Here is a 17,522-nt window from a genome sequence, read left to right as displayed (position 1 = left end):
AAGTTAAGTGTTATGTTCGCCAGCCCGCGCCGTCGCGCCCCGGCGCGGGACCCCTCCGTTAAGCTTGAAGCCCATGAAGGGCATCATTCTCGCAGGCGGCTCTGGGACCCGCCTCTACCCCATTACCAAGGGCATCTCGAAGCAGCTCATGCCCATCTATGACAAGCCGATGGTCTACTATCCCCTGACCACCCTGATCCAGACCGGCATACGCGAGATCCTCATCATCACCACCCCGGAAGATCAGGCAGCCTTCCAGCGCCTGCTCGGCGATGGCTCGCAGCTCGGCCTCATGCTGCACTATGCGGTCCAACCCCGGCCCGAAGGTTTGGCGCAGGCCTTCCTCATCGCGGAAGACTTCATCGCTGAGGATGATGTGGCCCTCGTCTTGGGCGACAATATTTTTGACGGACACGGCTTCTCCACGGCACTGAATGAGTGCAGCCGCCCAGGCGGCGGCATCATCTTTGCCTACGAGGTTTCCGATCCGCAGCGCTACGGCGTTGTCGACTTTGACTCCTCCGGCCAGGCCCTGTCCATCGAGGAAAAGCCCGATGCACCCAAGTCTAACCACGCCGTGGTGGGCTTGTATTTCTACGACAATTCGGTGGTGGAGATTGCCAAATCCATCCAGCCCAGCGCGCGCGGGGAGTTAGAGATCACCGCCGTCAACGAGGAATACCTGCGCCGCGGGCAGCTGCGCGTCAAGCGCATGCAGCGCGGTGACGTCTGGTTGGATACCGGCACGGTGGACTCCATGAGTGAGGCCTCGTCCTACGTCGAGGTGATGCAAAAACGCACCGGCACCGTCATTGGTTCGCCGGAGGTTGCTGCCTTCGAGGAAGGCTTCATCGATGCCGCCGCACTCACCGAGCTGGCCGAGCCCCTCCTGAAGTCCGGCTATGGCCGTTATCTCCTCGCCGCCGCCCAAGAGAGCTAAGCCCGAGGTACCGATCGATCAAATAAGGGCTCAGATACCGGAGGTTTTCGGACCTTATTTGATCGATCGGTACGCGCCTAAGCGTCCCTCGCCCTGTATCAGGAGCCACCATCACCCAAACGAGCCCAGACGCGTTAAGGTAATCGCATGCCTAGTTCATCCTCTCGTCCCACCAATGATTCGAAGAAATCAGCGCTATCCACCATCAGCCCCGTGGCGTGGGGATTGTTAGTAATCATTGTAATTCTGGCCATCATCATTGGTTTCCTGCTGGCGGAACGTGCTTCTTCCAACGACGAAGGTACTCACGCAGCGCAGGAGACCGCGACGAGCACGGCACCCACCGAAGACCTAACGAAGGACGCTGACAAGGCCACACCCGGCACGAAATTCGCCGACGGCAAGGGTGACCCGATGATTTTCGGCCCCGGCGGCGATATCAAGACCGGGGATATCACAGTCGTGCACCGCAAGAAAGAGGAAGATCCTTTCGCCGTGGGCGCGGTGGATGCGCCCGTGGTGATTTCGGAATTCTCCGATTTCGAGTGCCCGTTCTGCTCCCGCCACGCTAATGTCACCGAGCCGGATATCCTTAAAAAGTACGTGGAAAAGGGCCTGGTGCGCATCGAATGGAATGACTTCCCCGTGAACGGCCCCGCCGCCGTCGAAGCTGCCAAGGCCGGGCGCGCGGCCGCAGCACAGGGCAAGTTCCAGGAGTTCAAGCACGAGCTCTACACCGCCAGCAAGGACATCAGCGGCCACCCAGAATTCGGCATCGAGGACTTCATGAAGTTTGCCAAGAAGGCCGGCGTTGCGGACTTGGAGAAGTTCCGCCAGCAGGCCACGGATGACACCTACACCGAGGTCATCGAGACAGCCACCAGCTATGCGTCCCAGATTGGTATTACGGGTACCCCGGCCTTCGTGGTGGGAGATCAGTTCGTCAGTGGTGCGCAGCCCCTAGAGGTATTTGAGCAGGTCATCCAGGAACAGCTGGGAAAGGCGGCCAATGCCTAAACCACCGCTTATCGTGTGGGTCTTCATCGCACTGGTTATCTTGACCGCATTCTTGGGCGGTTATGCAGTAGGGGTGAGCGTATGAGCATCGGAATTTTTGGCGCCGTCATCGCCGGTGTGCTGACTTTGATCAGCCCCTGTTCAGCGCTGTTGGTGCCAGCCTTCTTTGCCTATGCCTTTGAGTCACAGCGCCAGCTGCTATTCAAGACCATGGTCTTCTTTTTGGGCCTGTGCACCACGCTCGTGCCCATCGGCATGGGCCTGGCCGCCCTGCTTGCGCAATACCGCAGCCAGGTCATCACGGTGGCGGGGTGGATCATCATCGCGCTGGGAATCTTTACCGCCCTAGGTGGCGGCTTCCGCATCCCCGGCATGGATGCCCTGTCCGGTAAGGCGCGGGGCAAGGTATTTCTGCTCGGCGCGGTTTATGGCTTCGCCGGCTTTTGCGCGGGCCCGCTCCTAGGTGCTGTTCTCACCACGGCCGCAGCGTCGGGCAGCGCGCTCTACGGCGGACTCATTATGGTGGCTTATGCTGCGGGCATGGCTGCACCGCTCTTTGTGCTGGCTGCGCTGTGGGAGCGCCTCGATGTGGGCTCGTGGTCCTGGCTGCGCGGGCGCGAGGTGGTCCTCGGCCCCGTGCGCACGAATACCTTGTCCATTGTCTCGGGCGCGTTCTTCGTGCTCATCGGCGTGCTGTTTATTTTGAGCTACGGCAGCGCAACACTACCCGCGGTCTTAAGCACGGATGCACAGTTCGCAGTGCAGGAAAAAGCCCGCGCCTTCAGCGCGGGCGTGGCGGATGCGTGGGTCTGGTTCGGGCTTTCACTCGCTGCCACGGTGGCCGTGGGAGTGAAAGCAGCCCGCACCCAGGCCTAAGGTTTGCTTAAGGTCTAGTAACCGCGCGCGATGTACTCATCGATGCGCGCCGCCTCAGCACCAATGGTGGTCTCATCGCCGTGGCCCGGGAGGACGCGGGTCTCCGGCGGGAGGTTCAGCACGCGGTTGCGCAGGGACTCGATGATGACGTCGAAGTCAGAGTACTTGCGGCCGGTAGCGCCCGGCCCGCCATTGAAGAGGGTATCTCCCGACAGCAGCGTGGCCTCATCCGCGATGTAGAGCACCACGCACCCCGGCGAGTGACCCGGCGTGTGAAAGACCACGAAGTCACTATCGCCCACGGTGAAGAGCTGGTTATCCTCCAGCGGCACGAAGGTGGCGTCCTCGTGCGTCTCCTCCCACAGGGGGCGATCATCCGGGTGCAGGTACACAGACACACCGAAGTGCTCAGCCACCTGGGGCGCGAGTTCGCAGTGGTCGTTATGTGCGTGGGTGAGGATAACGCCCTTGACGGTGCGCTGTCCTACCTCTTCGATGACGCGCTCGGCGTCGTGGGAAGGATCGATGATGTAGCACTCGGCGTCGCTTGACGCGCCACCAGCGGCCAGGATGTAGACGTTATTGTCCACGTCCCACTCACCGCCATCCAGGCGGAACTTTCCTGAGGTTACAAACTGTTCAATGATCATTTACAGCTCCACTACGGATCGAAGTACCTTGCCAGCCTTCATGGTAGCGAAGGCTTCCTCAACGTCGTCCAGACCAATGCGTTCGGTGACGAAGTCCTGCAGCGGGAAGCGGCCCTGCAGGGAGAGGTCGACGTACATGGGGAAGTCACGCTCCGGCAGGCAATCGCCGTACCAGGAGGACTTCAGCGATCCGCCGCGTCCAAAGAAATCGATCGCCGGGACGTCGAAGCGGCTGGTGAGGTTCGGCACGCCCACCATGACCATGCGGCCGGCCAGGTCGCGGGAGTAGAAGGCCTGGCGGGTGGTCACCGGGATGCCCACGGCGTCAATGGCCACGTCGGTGCCGAAACCATCGGTGAGCTCGCGGACTGCCTCGATGACCTCGTCCTCAGACTTATCCTTCGCCGCAACGGTGTGGGTAGCGCCGAACTTCTTGGCCAGTTCCAGCTTGTCCGGGTCCAGGTCCACGGCGATGACCTTGGAGGCACCCGCCAGCACCGCGCCGGCAATGGCCGCCATGCCCACGCCACCGCAGCCGAAGACCGCGACGGACTCGCCGCGCTTGACGTCCGCGGTATTCACCGCAGCGCCCAAGCCGGCCATCACGCCACAGCCCAGCAGGCCCGCGGCCGCCGGGTCTGCCTCCGGGTTGACCTTGGTGCACTGGCCTTCGTGGACCAGGGTCTTCTCCGCGAAGGAGCCGATGCCGAGCGCCGGGGTGAGCTCGGTGCCGGCGTCCTTATCCCCGTCCGCGAGCGTCATCTTCGCGGAGGCGTTGTGGGTGTTGAAGCAGTACTTCGGCTCACCCTTCTTGCAGGCGCGGCACTCGCCGCACACCGCGCGCCAGTTCAGGACCACGAAGTCACCGACCTCGACGTGGGTGACGGCATCGCCCACGCGCTCGACGACGCCCGCCGCCTCATGCCCAAGCAGGAAGGGGAAGGCATCCTCGATATCGCCATCGCGGTAAGCCAGGTCGGTGTGGCAGACGCCGCAGGCCTGGACCTTGACCACGACATCGTGCTCGCCCGGGGCGGGCACGACGATGTTGACGGTCTCGACGGGCTCGCCCTTCGCGCGCGCAATCACGCCGCGGACGACCTCCGCGCCTTGCTGGGAGTTATTTTCATTTACATTTTCATTAACAGCCATGTCCGCGAGGGTACGCGAAAGGCCCGGGCAACGTTGCCCGGGCCTGAAAAGTCAGAAGAGCGCGCTTCTAGAAGCTAGCGAGGTGGTTGGCCACAAACTCGTGACCGCGAGCATTGATGTGCAGCGGCAGGTTACCCGGACCCGCAGAGAAGTCCACCAGACCCGCCCACAGGCGCTTGTCGGCGTCGGCACACATGCCACGATCCCAGGTCATCGGCTTCATGTCCACGAACTCGGTTCCGGTAGCGCGCGCCAGGTCCACCTGCATCCACTGCGCGACGTTTTCATAGCGCTGCACCATCGGCAGAGCCGTGGCATCGGCCGGCTTCGGGCCGAAGTGGAGGAGGCAGTAGCGGTCACCCGAGCCAATGGTCGGGTAACCCACAATCTGGATGCGGGCATTGGGCGCTGCCGCACGGATCTTGTGGATCAGCGGCGCATTGGCGCCGACCCAGCGGGCGCGCAGGTCGCCGTCGGAAAGCCCGGCGTTGTTATACGTATCGTTGAACCCGCTGGAGAAGAGCACGCGCTGGGTGTCCGCACTGAGCGCGCCACGGCGAATGGCATCGTCGATCTGTGCATTCACCTGCGGCCCCTGGGACATGGACACAGCACCGGAGCAGGAGAAATCCGCCACCGGCATGCCCAGCTTGGCGGCAGTGCGCTTGGCGTAGTTATTGCCGGACGGGCAGTTCAAGCTCGGGTTGCGCTGAGAAGAGCCCAATCGCGAGGACAGATACACATCCAGTTGCGGATCCGCGAGCACGGAATCACCGAAGGCAACGAGGTTACGCTCGCCGGCAACTGCCTGGGGAGCTTGAGTCAATCCAACCGCCACGAGGAGGGCGGCGCAGAGGGTGGCAATGCGCTGAGTAGACTTCACGTGACTAATGTCCTTCCAAGAGAGTATGTTCTGGACCGAAACCATAATAGACTACGCTAGCGGTTGCAGCTTATGTAACAATAGCAACACCTGTAACAGGTTGTCGTTTTAATTGTGGCGAGTCTGCCGTCCCCGTAACCTCTTTTCCCCTCTTTTCGATGAGAACCTTATGAAGCTTTCTGATGTAACCTTTCACGCCGCTGCCCTCGGGCGTTTTATCCCCTCGCTGTTCCGCGCAGGCCTCATTAGTCCCGCCGGCGGCCCGCGGGCGGTGGCCTTGACCGCACCGGTTCTCGCGCGCTACCGCTTCACCACCGCCCGCGAAGTGGAGCAGGCATACATGACCTGCCCAGAACGCCTAGCGCTTATCGACGATGACGGGGCACTCACCTACCGCCAACTGCGCGATCATTCCCGTACCTTTGCGCGCTGGTTGCGCTCCCTAGGCCTCGACGAGATCCGCCTCGGTGTTATGGCACGCAACGGCCGCGGCATCATCACCCCGTTGGCCGCCAAGGGCTATGCGGGGGCACACATCTTTTTGCTCAACGTTGGATCTTCCCCCGAACAGCTTGCCGGATGCATCGAGGAAAACCGCATCAACGTGCTGGTCATTGACGATGAATTCGTTGACCGCCTCGCCCCCGCCGACGACTCTAATCCCACCAATAGCGCTAGCCCCATTGATGGCCTGCACGTGGTCATTGGCCACGAGTCCGGTGCGGAAATTCCCGCTGAGCTGGCGCAGGCGGCATCGCTGCGCAAGATCGTGGAGAACCCGCGGGACGTCGAGAAGCACAAGCTTCCCACCTGGCCCAAGCACGGGCATATCGTGCTGATGTCCTCCGGCACCACGGGTATTCCCAAGGGAATCATGCGCCCGGAGCCCACGCTGCCAGTGGTGGTTGCCTCCATCGTGGATGCGGTGCCGTGGCGCGGGGACCAAAAGGTGCAGATGACCGCCTCCATCTTCCACACGTGGGGCTGGGCCTGCCTTAACATCGCTCTGGGCCTGCGCAATACCATTGTCACCCGCCGTGTCTTTGACCCGGCGGCCGCACTCGATGATATCCAGCGCTACCAGCTCGATGGCCTGCTCTCCTCCCCCGTCTTCTTCCGCCAGATGGTTGAGGTTGACCCGGATTCGGCGTATGACACCTCAAGCCTGAAGTTCATTGCCTCCGCCGGGCACGCGCTGACCCCGGAGATTGTCAAGGAAACCCACGAGCGCTTCGGCCCGATTCTCTGCAATGTTTATGGCTCCACGGAGCTAGCACTGGCATCGACGGCCACCATGGAAGAGGTGGCTAAGGACCCGACCATCGGCGGCAAGATTGCCTCCGGCACCAAGCTGCGCATCCTCGATGAGGAAGGCAATGAGGTCCCGCGCGGCGAGGTCGGCGAGATTTACTTGACCAATTCCACCGCGCTCATTGGCTATACGAACCCGAAGATTCCGCTCAACAAGGTTGATGGCCTCATCTCCATCGGGGACTTGGGCTATATCGACCCCGACGGCTACCTGCACGTGGTGGGCCGCGCGGATGACATGATCATCGTCGGTGGTGAAAACGTGCACCCGCAGTCGGTGACGGAGGTTCTTGAGGCCATGCCGGGCATCGCGGAGGTGCACGCCGGCGGCGTGGAGGATGAGACCACCTTCCAGCGCATCGCCGTGTGGGCAGTAACCACGCGGGATGCCCTGGGCAACACCGTGACTGCCGATAGCATCCGCACCTGGGTCCGCGAGAACCTCGCCGACCACTCCGTGCCGCGCGACGTCCACTTCCTAGACAAGCTGCCGCGCAACGCCACGGGCAAAGTGGTGCCGCGCCTGCTAAGCCACACCGACTAGCCCACGCTCATTTTTCTCTGCTTGTTTTCTCAAGGCATAGAACCCACCAAGCCAAAACTGCCCTAGTTGCCAAAACCTTCGCTCCTCACCGCATGAAGCAGCATGGGTTTTGTCAACTAGGGCAGTTTTATGTCTGGGCTGAACCGAATCAGATTAGTTGCTGCGCTTGACGGTTGCGGCGACCTCGCCTGGCAGGGCATGGCCCTCGCGAGCGATATCGACTCCAGCGACCTGCTTGGCCGTCGGGCACACCACCGGTGTGATGAGGTTGACGCCGCGCTCGCGCAGCTTGCTTGCCTCCACCGCGATGATCGGCGTGCCGGCGCTAACGGTATCGCCCTTCTTGGCCAGGGCCGTGAACCCTTCGCCCTTGAGCTCCACGGTGTCGATGCCGATGTGGATGAGCAGGTCCAGCCCGTCTGCCGTCTTCATGCCAAAAGCATGGCGCGTCTTGAAGACCATGGTGATGGTGCCGTCTACTGGGGCGCAGACGTCGAAGGCATCGACGGCATCAGGCATAACGGCGAAGCCTTCGCCCACCATGCCCTGGGCAAAGGAGGCATCCGGAACCTGGGAGAGCTCAACGACGTCACCCGCGAACGGGGCGCGCACGTCGACATCCGCGTCATCGCTGCTGACGCGATTAGCGGAAGCGGCACCGGCGCTGGCTGGCACGCTGGCTGCAGCCCCCGCAGCTCCAGCCGCGCTCGCTGCACCAGTCGTGGCCAGGGCCGGGGAACCGTGGCGCAGCTGGTGGCTGACCTCGTCATACATGAACTGTACGGCCGGGCCCACGATGACCTGAACACTCTTCTCGGAGGGGTGGATGACACCGGAGACGGCGGCGCGTTTGATCACGGAGTCGCGAACAAGCGCGCGGTCCTTCACACCCACGCGCAGGCGCGTGGTGCAGTAGTCCAGTGAGTCGATGTTGTCTTTGCCGCCGAGGCCCTCGATGATGCGGGCGGCATCGGCTGCGGTCTTGTCATCGCCGGTAGCAGAATCCTCCACGTTGTCGGCTTCGTCCTCGCCGCGGCCCGGGGTCTTGAGGTTAAGCCAGCCGATGAGGAAGTAGAAGATGATGAAGTAGAGGAAGAAGAAGCCCACGCCCATCACCAGCAGCATGTACCACTTGTTGGCCAGCGGGTTCTGCGAGGAAAGCAGCATATCCACGAAGCCGGCAGAGAAGCCGAAGCCAGCGGTCCACTCCATGGTGGAAGCGATGAAGACGGACAGGCCCATCAGCAGCGCGTGCACCACATAGAGCAGCGGGGCAACGAACATGAAGGAGAACTCCAGCGGCTCGGTCACACCGGTGAAGAAGGAAGCCAGGGCACCAGCAGCCATCAAGGAGCCGACCACCTTGCGCTTCTTCTTATCCGCACGCAGGTACATCGCGAGTGCCGCGCCCGGCAGACCGAACATCATGACCGGGAAGAAGCCCGCCTGGTAGCGGCCCACAACGCCCTCGACCGTGCACTGTCCATTCGCCCAGATGCCCGGGCAGTCCGCGGCGGAGGTGGCGGCTGCGGCTGCTTCGATGGTCTTTTGGCCCGCCTGGAAGTTGCCAATGTCGTTGATACCGATGACGTCGAACCAGAAGACGGAATTCAACGCGTGGTGCAGGCCAGTCGGGATGAGCAGGCGGTTAGCCACACCATAGATACCGGCACCCGCCGCACCCAGGCCCTGGATGGAGGTACCGAAGTTGAAGAGCGCGTTGTAGATGAACGGCCACACGAAGTAGAGGACGCCGGAAATCACCATGGCGATGATGGCGGTAAGAATCGGCACGAGGCGCCGGCCTGAGAAGAAGGCCAAAAAGTCCGGCAGCTTGGTGCCGTGGAAGCGGTTATACACCCAGGCCGCCATGATGCCAGCGAGGATGCCGAAAAGGACGTTGCCACCGCCCACAGCGTTCCAGCCTTCCGAGGCCCATTGCAGGGCCTCATCGCCGGTCAGCGCGGTGGGGTCTTCGATGCCGCGATAACCGGCCACGGCGTCGGGGCCGAGCAGCTTCATGAAGGTGGCGAAGGCCAAGAAACCAGAGAGTGCCGCAGCACCGTTGGAATCCTTGGCCAGGCCGAAAGCAATGGCGATGGCGAAGATCCAGCCCAGGTTGGCCAGGACCGCGTCACCGGAGCTAATCAGCAGCTGGGCGGCGAGGTTATCCGGGCCGGCGGCGCTGGAAATCCAGTAGCCAAGGCCACTGAGGATCGCCGCGACGGGCAGCACCGCCACGGCGCCCATGAGGGCTTTTCCGAGCCGCTGCAGCGGCCCCATGACATCTATTTTCATGTCTGAAACGTCCTTTCGAGAAGGGAAGTTATCGAATTAGAAAAAGGAGCTTTAACGCAGGCGATTCTGGTCCGCAAAGAGGTAGTACTCGCGGTCCTCCAAGAGGGCGGCAGCGGCTTCATCAACGATCACGGTTGCGTGCGGGTGCAGCTGCAGCACCGAACCAGGGCAGCGCGCTGAGAGCGGGCCCTCGACCATCGCTTGCACCGCGTTGGCTTTGTTGCTGCCGGTGGCGATGAGGAGCAGGTGGCGGGCCTCGCTAATCGTGCCCAAGCCCTGCGTGAGTGCGTGGCGCGGAACGTCCTCGACATTGTCGAAGAAACGGGAGTTATCCTGCACAGTCTGCGGGTGCAGCGCCACCACGCGAGTGCGGGACGTCAGGGAGCTCGACGGCTCGTTGAAGCCAATGTGGCCATTCGCGCCAATGCCTAGCAACTGGACATCGACACCACCAGCATTTCGGATGGCCTGGTCATAGGCAGCGGTGGCTGCCACGGGGTCGGCAGCGCTGCCCTCTGGGCTCTTGACCAAGGCATCATCGAAATCGACGTGGCTGGTGAAGTCACGGCGGATGGTGGCGTAGTAGGACTGCTCGTGTTCGGGGTTAAGGCCAAGGTACTCGTCGAGAAGAAATGCGTGGCTGCCCGCGAAGCTGACCTCGCCGCGCTCGTGGCGGGCGATGAGCTCCTTGTACGTGGCCACCGGGGTGGAACCGGTGGCCAGCCCCAGGGTGGCGGAATTGTTGGCGTAGCGTGCGAGGATATCGGCGGCCGCGGCGGCGACCTCGGCGGGGGTGGAGCGAATGAGGATGTCCATAATCTGCCTTTCTGATGTGAGTGAGAGTCTTGTTTAAAAGTTTATAAATTCAGTGCCACCGACAATGACGCGCACCGGTTCCAGCTGGGCATTGAGGCCCACCAGGTTGGCGCGTGCACCAACCGCGATGCGGCCTAGATCTTTGCGTCCCAGCACATCGGCGGCCGTGGTGGAGGTAAAACGCACCGCTTCGCCCAGACCATGGCGTGCGGCGAAGCTGGCGAATTGCTGGGCCAAGGTGGACGTACCACCCGCGATGGCGCCGCTGGGCACGCGCGCGACTCCCCCGCTCACGGTGACGGGCAGGGAGCCCAATTCATAGTCACCGTCGGCCATGCCAGCCGCCGCCATGGCATCCGTCACCGCGAAGGAGCGGGGGTTGTGAGCCATGTCCACGGTGCCGTCCACAAGATGCACGCCATCGGCGATGAGCTCGACAGCCACGTCCCCCGCCTTCGCCGCGGTGAGCAAAGCCGCGACCGGGCCCGGCGCGCGGTGGTGGATGGGCGGCATGGCGTTGAAGAGGTGCGTGCCGGTCACGGTGACGCCGAGCTCCTTGGCCTGGGCGATAACCTTCAGCGTGGTGTCATAATCGGCCTCGGTATGCCCCAGGCTGGCGATGATGCCGTGCTCCGCGCAGACTTCGAGCAGCTTGTCGACGTTCTCCGTTTCCGGCGCAAAGGTAATCGAACGCAGGTGGCCGCGGGCCGCGGCGATGACCGCGCGGAAGAAGTCCGGGTCACCGGGCACGATGCGCGAAGGGTCCTGCGCGCCGCACTTGGCCGCCGCGATGAAGGGGCCTTCCATGTGGATGCCGGCGATCTCGCCTTCCTCAGCCAGCTGGGCCAAAAGCTCGGCCCGGGCGCACAGCTCTTCTTGCGTGCCGGAAACCAAGCTGGCCAATAACGTTGTGGTGCCGTGTGCGCGGTGGAAGCGGGCTGCGGCCAGGCACTGTTCATAGTCGCCGTTGGGGAATCCCCCGCCGTTGCCGCCGTGGTTGTGCAGGTCCACGAAACCGGGCACCCAGAGCAACGCATCCGGGTCCCCGGCGCGCCAGGCGGCCTCGGCTGCGGGGACGTCGCCAAGCGCTATGCCCTCAATACTTTCCCCAAATGTGACGGCCCCGGCGCGCAGCTCGAAGTTCTCATCGATGTAGAGGCCCTCGACGTGGCCTTTCGCCTCTGTCTGCATGACTCATTCGATTCTGCTTGTACGGGCTGGCGTGGCGCAGCCCGGTTGACAATTCACTTGAAATTTATCAGGGCTGCTGATTTTTGTGAATCACGCCTCCGCCGAAGGGGGTGTGTGAGCGCAGGTGACTTATAGTGTGCTCAAGAACCGAAGTCTGGGACTCTCCTCATCCCACAACGGTAGAGTTGACCACATTTAGCCCACCTGACCGTCCACCCAAATGGAGCTATCCTCATGGCCCACTTTTCTGCACGTCAGCTCAAGCACCTCATGGGTTTCTGGCCGCCCTTTCTGGGCGCTGGCATAAAGATCAAGGAATTCGCTGATGACGGCACGCGTGTCGTGGTCAGCCACAAGCCGAACATGTTGACCAAGAATGCCATGGGCGTTGCCTTCGGCGGCACGCTCTCCGCCATGACGGATCCGTTCTTCATGCTTGCCTCCATGCACCGCCTGGGCAAGGAGTACCGCATCTGGGATGCCGCTGGTGAGATTAAGTACCTCAAGCCCGGCCGTGGCACGGTCACCGCCGACATGCGCATTCCGGAGGAGACCTACGCGCTCATCGAAGAAAAGACGGCCAACGGTCAGAAGTACCTGCATTGGTTCGACGTCAACATCATCGATGAGGAAGGCGATGTCGTCGCTCATGTGCGCCGGCAGGTGTATTACCGACGCAAGCAGAAATAAGCAGCGAGTACGAAAGCCTGCGCGTCGTCGCAGACGCTGGGGTTACCGGAGTATTTCCCAAAAATTCTGGCGCCGAGTTTACCTGGTAGTTTGATTCCATTTTGTCCACACCGGGAAGTTATGTGTTGTGGAAGGCCTCGCGCCCAATTATCCTTGAGTCACAACGTCAACCCGAGAAGGATAAAGCTGGGTTCCCGAATGGGAGTAGGGCTTCGGCCTGAGAATTCCTTTGCTCCGAGGGTTGGCGTTTTTACTTTGTTCTCACCTTGGCGGCCTAAACGACAAAACGTGTTGTTTAGGCCGAACACTGTTCTAGCTGGGGCTTAATGGAGCCGCCTGCGAGAATCGAACTCGCGACCTTCTCATTACGAGTGAGATGCTCTACCGACTGAGCTAAGGCGGCACGATGCAGTGTGTATATGCACCGCGTGAGAGTCTAGCCTAGGCCAGGGCTGAGAAAGAAATCGGGCTGCTTGATGTGGGGCACGCACAGCAAATGCTGCAAGTTAGCGCGCACCGCAGGCTAGGCGCAGGCGGCCCACCATGCCGTCGAAAGCCACCTGCGGGGTGACGTTCTGCGGCAGCTGCTCGCGGCAGGTGCGAATGGCGGACTGGGCGGCCAGCAGGCCGTCTTCACTGACGCGCTGGGCAAGTTCGCCCGCCAGGCCCGCGAAGTCCGGGTGGGTCATCTCCACCTCAGCACCAACCTTGAGCATGAGCGCATCGCGATAAATACCGGCGAGATCCACGAGGGCGATATCGAGGCCGTCGGAGATGCGGCGCTTAGCGCGCTTCTTGTGAAGCTCCTCCATATCCTTCAGGGCACTGCGGGCGTCGCGCTGCGCCTTCGTCGCGCCCTTGCCCTTGGCGCCGACGCCGAAGGATTGTTCAATCTTGGATCGCTCCGCCTCCTCCGCCGCCGCGTGGGAGTCCTTGGCCTCCTTCTCAATGAATTTCAGCAGCGCTGTGACGGATTGAAAGGCCTGGGAGCCGTGAAAGACATCCTCGGCCAGGTTGATGGCCATGGCGCGGCGCTTCTGCGCGGCGGGTTCGTTGACCAGGTGTCGCGCGCGCCCCACGTGGCGCAGGGTGGTCACGGCGGCCAGGCGCGCGTCATCCTCGCTGGCGCCTTCGGCGACGAGCTGCTTGACCACACCCTCCACGCTCGGCGCCGGGATATAAAGGTGGCGGCAGCGGGAACGCAGAGTGACCGAGAAGTCCTCCGGATCCTCCGAGGGCGCGACCATAATGATGACGGTGCGCTCCGGCGGCTCCTCCACGGTCTTGAGCAACGCGTTGGCGGCCTCGTTGCGGAGGCGATCTGCCTTGTTGAAGATGACCACGCGCCAGGGTGCAACACTCGGCAGGCTGGCCGCGCGCCCAATGACCTCGCGGGCCTCGCCGACCGTAATGAACTGCTCCTGCGGGTCCACGTAGACCAAGTCGGTGTGCTCTTGATTGTCCAGGACGCTTTGACAGGAGGGACAGCGCCCGCATCCGGGGTTGCCGTTCTCGTCGGCAGACGTGCACATGAGTGCTGCGGCGAAACACTGCGCCGCCAGCGAGCGGCCGGCACCGGGAGGACCGGTAAAGAGCCAGGAATGGCTCATCGCCCGCGGGTCACCTTCGCCCCGTGCCGCGCGGGCAGCACTGAGGATGGTGTGGGCGACGGAGGGGGCGTCGGCAAGCCTTTCTGCAACGCTTGATGTATTCACTCGCCCTAGCCTACTGGGATAACTAAAGTGAGTAACCATGAATAGACTGATGCGTGGCGCCCGCTGGTTATGGGGTACTCAATGGCCGATGTACGCCGCGCTCGTCCTTGGCTCCAACATCATCGGTGCCATTGCGATCATGACCTTCGTGGTCTTCTTTCTCCCCATGCCGGAGATCTCCGACTTCATCGCCCACACGCCCCACCTGTGGACCTATGGCACGTTGTTCGTGACCTTCGCCGTCATCATCGGCATCGCGGTGACCCTGCGACTATTCCGGCCGGTGCTGGACTGGCAGCGCAGTCCCGATGACCATGATCCCAATATGGTGCGCAACTTGGTCTTGCGCATCCCGCTCTACCAATCTGGCGTGGCCGCAGGTGTCTGGCTGCTGGGCATTCTTTTGGCGGTGATATTAGCGGGCCAGCACTCGGCACGGCTGGCCGTGGTCGTCGGTGTTTCTGCTGCACTGGCCGGCGGCCTCATCGTTCTCCTGACGTACCTGCAGGCGGAGCGCCTCGTGCGCCCCGTGGCGGCGGAGGCCGTGGCCCGGCGCTTTGAGGATTCCACCCTGGAGCCGCCGATTAAGTACCGTCTGCTTTCCACGTGGCTCATGACCTCCGGCATCCCGCTCATCGGCATCATCCTGGTGCACCTGGGCCAGAAAATGGGGATGTTCACCGCCGATACCGCCGATATCATCCCCGCCATCATCGCGCTGAGCATCACGGCGCTGGGCACGGGGCTTATCGGCACCATGTTCGCCATGATGAGCGTGGTGGACCCCATCCTGGAGCTACAGGACGCCATCAACCGCGTGCGCCGCGGCGAGAACGACGTCCAGGTAGACATCTACGACGGCTCTGAGCTCGGTGTTCTTCAAGCTGGTTTCAACGAAATGATGCGCGGCCTGCGTGAGCGCCAGCGCGTGCGCGACATCTTCGGCCGCTATGTCGGCACTGAGGTGGCACAGCGCGCCTTGGAGGAGCGCCCGGAGCTAGGCGGCGAGGACCGCAAGGTGGCGGTGCTGTTTATCGACGTCATCGGCTCCACCACCTTCGCCGTCAACCACACCCCGGAGGAGGTCGTGGAGGAGCTCAACAAGTTCTTCGAGCACGTCGTTGAGGTGGTACACCGCAATAAGGGCATCATCAACAAGTTCCAGGGTGATGCTGCTCTGGCCGTGTTCGGCGCCCCACTGACGGTCTACGATGCCAACTCCATGGCCCTGCAGGCTGCCCGCGAACTGCGCCAGGAACTGCGCGGGCTGCGACTGCAGGCAGGCATCGGCGTGGCCGCGGGCCACGTGGTAGCCGGCCACATTGGTGGTGCGGATCGCTTCGAGTACACCGTTATTGGTGATGCCGTCAATGAGGCCGCACGCCTTACCGAGCTGGCCAAGGACACGCCCGGCCAAGTGCTCACCAACTCCGCCACGCTGCGCGGCGCTAACGAGGCCGAGCAAGCGCGCTGGACACTGATGAAGTCTATCGAGCTGCGCGGGCGTCGCCGCATGACGCAACTGGCGCGCCCTATCCGCCCGACGCTGGCGGAGCGCGCCCTCGGATAAATAAGTCTTTGTGATTCTGGTAGTTTCGGGGCCATGCCCCATCAGCCACACCAGCCCCATCCGCCACGCCAGAATTCGAGTCCTCGCCTTCTCGTCCCCGACGTCGCCCGCGGCATGGCTCTGCTAGGCATTGCGCTGGCAAACGTCTGCACCGCGTGGATTATGAACGACGGCAATGGCCCCGATGCTTATTTCGGCGGCGTCGACTCCCTCGCAGACAAAATCTACGTGGTCTTTGCCGCCATGTTCATTCACGTGCGCGGCCTGCCGATGTTCTCCACGCTCTTAGGTTTCGGCGTGGGGCTTATCGCAATGAGCTTATGGCGGCGCGGCTTCCCGCTTCTCCGCGCACAAGCCGTGCTGGCAAAACGCTATGGCTTTCTCGCCCTGTTCGGCGTCTTGCACTGCCTCTTTCTCTTTTCCGGCGACATCATGATCCTCTATGGCGCGATGGGCATGCTCATCGCACTGCTGCTTTCTTTAACTGACAAGCTCCTCATGCGCGTGGCCTACGGGCTTTGTTCGCTGCTGGTTGTGTCGGGCATCGGAATGGGTATTGGGGCCGCATTCATCGATACTTCAGATTTCGATTTCAGCGGCTTTACTGCCGCCGACTCCTATTGGGAGCTGCTGGGTGAGCAGGCCATCATGGTCGGCGCCCAACTGATGTCCATCCCCCTAACCGGCGCCATGGTCCTGCCGGTTATGCTCGTGGGCTTCGTGTGGGCGCGCCGCGGCACTCTGGCCGGGGGCCATCATCGCGAGCTATGGGCGTGGACACTGGTGGCTGTAGCCATCATTCTCTTCCTCGGCCTGCCTTGGGGCTTGTCGACGATTGGGGTGCTGGATCCAGCGCTGGCAGATCCCCTCAACGCAGCAAATAGCTGCATCGGAATGCTCACCGGGCCGGGCATCGTGGCGGCGGCGACACTTGCCCTGGAACCCCTACAGCGCCGTGGTGCGCGCCCGTGGTTCCTGTGGCCGCTCATCGCACTGGGCAAGCGTTCCATGACCGGCTATGTACTGCAGTCCGTGTTTTTCCTGGCGCTGGTCTACCCCTTCACCCTCAACATTGGACCGGAGTTCAGCGCCGCAGGCCAAGCAACGTTGGCCGCCGGGGTATGGCTAGCAACGCTTATCATCGCCTGCGCGCTCGAGGCCGCAGGCAAGCCTGGGCCCTTCGAGTGGGTGCACCGCCGCTTGTCCTACGGCAAGACAATGCGCCCGGAATTAGGTGCGGCGTCTAATCCCGGCCCTTCCGCGCCAACCCATCCACCAGCAGTACCAGGCCTACCGTCTGCGCCGCCGACTGCGCCGCATCCAGGGCTCGGCCACGCAGGCCCGCATCCTGGCGCTGCTCAACCGGGTTCAGGACCGTCAGCGCCTCAGAGGCCAGAAGCAGGTTAGCGCCATGGCTCAGCCCTTGCGTGGCTTCGTCGGCGCGGAACTTCTCATCACCGGCTAGCGCGGAGAGAGCGGCCGCCGGGATTCCGGCGACGGCCGTGGCGAGGCGCTCACTCCGGGTGCGCGAGAGCGCAATGCCTGCGGCCCACGCTCCGGCGCGCAGACCCCAGCCCACCGCATCATTGCGCGCGCCGCGCAGCGCCCACGCGAAGGATGCGTATTGTGCGCTCACACACGTCACGCCGAACGTCGTTGGTGCACCGCGCTTGGCGGCCTGCCCCAGGGATGCGGCGATGAGCCCCACGCGGGTCTCCGGTGCGCAGTCCGGGCGCAGGGCCAGCAGCACGGGTACAGCGGCCGTCGTGGCCACACCGAGCGTGCGCCACTTAAACAGGCGTGACCAGACAGCAGTCTCCCCCGCAGCAAGCGCGCCGAGGGTGAAGTGATCGCGGCCAGTAAAGGCCG

14 protein-coding genes and 1 tRNA gene are annotated in these 17,522 nt (G+C 62.8%); 7 read left to right on the top strand and 8 right to left on the bottom strand.

Translation table 11 applies throughout. From position 1 onward, the window contains the following. Positions 1-73: 73 nt before the first annotated feature. The 3 genes from rfbA to HMPREF2943_RS06045 all read left to right on the top strand — a co-directional run bounded on the left by rfbA (position 74) and on the right by HMPREF2943_RS06045 (position 2,833). Positions 74-940: a glucose-1-phosphate thymidylyltransferase RfbA gene (gene rfbA / locus HMPREF2943_RS06055; RefSeq protein ID WP_070444055.1), complete on the top strand. Its 867-nt coding sequence runs from the start codon at positions 74-76 to the stop codon at positions 938-940. A 147-nt stretch (positions 941-1,087) separates the two neighbouring features. After that, positions 1,088-1,957 (top strand): thioredoxin domain-containing protein, encoded by an 870-nt coding sequence (locus HMPREF2943_RS06050; RefSeq protein ID WP_246817276.1) that lies wholly within the window; start codon positions 1,088-1,090, stop codon positions 1,955-1,957. 81 nt (positions 1,958-2,038) lie between these two features. Beyond that, positions 2,039-2,833 (top strand): cytochrome c biogenesis CcdA family protein, encoded by a 795-nt coding sequence (locus HMPREF2943_RS06045; protein ID WP_070444058.1) that lies wholly within the window; start codon positions 2,039-2,041, stop codon positions 2,831-2,833. Positions 2,834-2,847: 14 nt separating this feature from the next. Here the strand turns inward: HMPREF2943_RS06045 and HMPREF2943_RS06040 are convergent, their stop codons facing one another. The 3 genes from HMPREF2943_RS06040 to HMPREF2943_RS06030 all read right to left on the bottom strand — a co-directional run bounded on the left by HMPREF2943_RS06040 (position 2,848) and on the right by HMPREF2943_RS06030 (position 5,518). Continuing rightward, positions 2,848-3,483: an MBL fold metallo-hydrolase gene (locus HMPREF2943_RS06040; protein WP_070444061.1), complete on the bottom strand. Its 636-nt coding sequence runs from the start codon at positions 3,481-3,483 to the stop codon at positions 2,848-2,850. Further along, complete coding sequence (locus HMPREF2943_RS06035; RefSeq protein WP_070444064.1) at positions 3,484-4,635, bottom strand: S-(hydroxymethyl)mycothiol dehydrogenase; 1,152 nt, start codon at positions 4,633-4,635, stop codon at positions 3,484-3,486. Positions 4,636-4,702: 67 nt separating this feature from the next. Next, positions 4,703-5,518: a GDSL-type esterase/lipase family protein gene (locus HMPREF2943_RS06030; protein WP_070645723.1), complete on the bottom strand. Its 816-nt coding sequence runs from the start codon at positions 5,516-5,518 to the stop codon at positions 4,703-4,705. Positions 5,519-5,687: 169 nt separating this feature from the next. On the opposite strand from HMPREF2943_RS06030, the gene HMPREF2943_RS06025 reads away from it, so the two are divergent. Then, positions 5,688-7,373: an acyl-CoA synthetase gene (locus HMPREF2943_RS06025; RefSeq protein WP_070711082.1), complete on the top strand. Its 1,686-nt coding sequence runs from the start codon at positions 5,688-5,690 to the stop codon at positions 7,371-7,373. 153 nt (positions 7,374-7,526) lie between these two features. On the opposite strand, the gene nagE is transcribed toward HMPREF2943_RS06025, so the two are convergent. From nagE to HMPREF2943_RS06010, 3 genes are read right to left on the bottom strand one after another with little or no spacing between them, the layout of a single operon-like run. Beyond that, on the bottom strand, positions 7,527-9,671 hold the full coding sequence (nagE, locus tag HMPREF2943_RS06020; RefSeq protein ID WP_070711081.1) for an N-acetylglucosamine-specific PTS transporter subunit IIBC: 2,145 nt from the start codon (positions 9,669-9,671) through the stop codon (positions 7,527-7,529). Positions 9,672-9,722: 51 nt separating this feature from the next. After that, positions 9,723-10,487: a glucosamine-6-phosphate deaminase gene (gene nagB / locus HMPREF2943_RS06015; protein ID WP_070711080.1), complete on the bottom strand. Its 765-nt coding sequence runs from the start codon at positions 10,485-10,487 to the stop codon at positions 9,723-9,725. Between the two features lie 33 nt (positions 10,488-10,520). Beyond that, complete coding sequence (locus tag HMPREF2943_RS06010; RefSeq protein ID WP_070711079.1) at positions 10,521-11,678, bottom strand: N-acetylglucosamine-6-phosphate deacetylase; 1,158 nt, start codon at positions 11,676-11,678, stop codon at positions 10,521-10,523. Positions 11,679-11,912: 234 nt separating this feature from the next. Here HMPREF2943_RS06010 and HMPREF2943_RS06005 point away from each other — a divergent pair, with 234 nt between their 5' ends. Further along, positions 11,913-12,368 (top strand): DUF4442 domain-containing protein, encoded by a 456-nt coding sequence (locus HMPREF2943_RS06005; protein ID WP_070645713.1) that lies wholly within the window; start codon positions 11,913-11,915, stop codon positions 12,366-12,368. 327 nt (positions 12,369-12,695) lie between these two features. Here HMPREF2943_RS06005 and HMPREF2943_RS06000 read toward each other — a convergent pair. Further along, positions 12,696-12,771: transfer RNA gene (locus HMPREF2943_RS06000), tRNA-Thr, on the bottom strand. A gap of 103 nt (positions 12,772-12,874) precedes the next feature. After that, positions 12,875-14,122 (bottom strand): DNA polymerase III subunit delta', encoded by a 1,248-nt coding sequence (locus HMPREF2943_RS05995; RefSeq protein ID WP_083311477.1) that lies wholly within the window; start codon positions 14,120-14,122, stop codon positions 12,875-12,877. On the opposite strand from HMPREF2943_RS05995, the gene HMPREF2943_RS05990 reads away from it, so the two are divergent. Both HMPREF2943_RS05990 and HMPREF2943_RS05985 read left to right on the top strand, forming a co-directional pair. Continuing rightward, positions 14,121-15,653, top strand: coding sequence for an adenylate/guanylate cyclase domain-containing protein (locus HMPREF2943_RS05990; RefSeq protein ID WP_070444091.1), 1,533 nt, complete (start codon positions 14,121-14,123; stop codon positions 15,651-15,653). The genes HMPREF2943_RS05995 and HMPREF2943_RS05990 overlap by 2 nt on opposite strands. A gap of 33 nt (positions 15,654-15,686) precedes the next feature. Continuing rightward, positions 15,687-17,060 carry a DUF418 domain-containing protein gene (locus tag HMPREF2943_RS05985; protein WP_083315653.1) on the top strand — a complete coding sequence of 458 codons (1,374 nt, stop codon included), beginning with the start codon at positions 15,687-15,689 and terminating at the stop codon, positions 17,058-17,060. Positions 17,061-17,522: the final 462 nt, after the last annotated feature.

The organism is Corynebacterium sp. HMSC072D12, assembly GCF_001813925.1.
GTDB lineage: Bacteria > Actinomycetota > Actinomycetes > Mycobacteriales > Mycobacteriaceae > Corynebacterium > Corynebacterium aurimucosum.
The sequence above is the reverse complement of the archived record's forward strand: the minus strand, read 5'-3'. Positions and strand labels throughout refer to the sequence as shown.

What these genes read in the sequence shown, in the direction of transcription:
- nagB (WP_070711080.1), bottom strand. Translation starts at nt 10,487, where the DNA reads ATGGACATCCTCATTCGCTCCACCCCCGCCGAGGTCGCCGCCGCGGCC.
- HMPREF2943_RS06010 (WP_070711079.1), bottom strand. Translation starts at nt 11,678, where the DNA reads ATGCAGACAGAGGCGAAAGGCCACGTCGAGGGCCTCTACATCGATGAG.
- HMPREF2943_RS06050 (WP_246817276.1), top strand. Translation starts at nt 1,088, where the DNA reads ATGCCTAGTTCATCCTCTCGTCCCACCAATGATTCGAAGAAATCAGCG.
- HMPREF2943_RS05985 (WP_083315653.1), top strand. Translation starts at nt 15,687, where the DNA reads ATGCCCCATCAGCCACACCAGCCCCATCCGCCACGCCAGAATTCGAGT.
- HMPREF2943_RS06005 (WP_070645713.1), top strand. Translation starts at nt 11,913, where the DNA reads ATGGCCCACTTTTCTGCACGTCAGCTCAAGCACCTCATGGGTTTCTGG.
- HMPREF2943_RS06025 (WP_070711082.1), top strand. Translation starts at nt 5,688, where the DNA reads ATGAAGCTTTCTGATGTAACCTTTCACGCCGCTGCCCTCGGGCGTTTT.
- HMPREF2943_RS06035 (WP_070444064.1), bottom strand. Translation starts at nt 4,635, where the DNA reads ATGGCTGTTAATGAAAATGTAAATGAAAATAACTCCCAGCAAGGCGCG.
- HMPREF2943_RS05995 (WP_083311477.1), bottom strand. Translation starts at nt 14,122, where the DNA reads ATGGTTACTCACTTTAGTTATCCCAGTAGGCTAGGGCGAGTGAATACA.
- HMPREF2943_RS06040 (WP_070444061.1), bottom strand. Translation starts at nt 3,483, where the DNA reads ATGATCATTGAACAGTTTGTAACCTCAGGAAAGTTCCGCCTGGATGGC.
- rfbA (WP_070444055.1), top strand. Translation starts at nt 74, where the DNA reads ATGAAGGGCATCATTCTCGCAGGCGGCTCTGGGACCCGCCTCTACCCC.
- HMPREF2943_RS05990 (WP_070444091.1), top strand. Translation starts at nt 14,121, where the DNA reads ATGAATAGACTGATGCGTGGCGCCCGCTGGTTATGGGGTACTCAATGG.
- nagE (WP_070711081.1), bottom strand. Translation starts at nt 9,671, where the DNA reads ATGAAAATAGATGTCATGGGGCCGCTGCAGCGGCTCGGAAAAGCCCTC.
- HMPREF2943_RS06045 (WP_070444058.1), top strand. Translation starts at nt 2,039, where the DNA reads ATGAGCATCGGAATTTTTGGCGCCGTCATCGCCGGTGTGCTGACTTTG.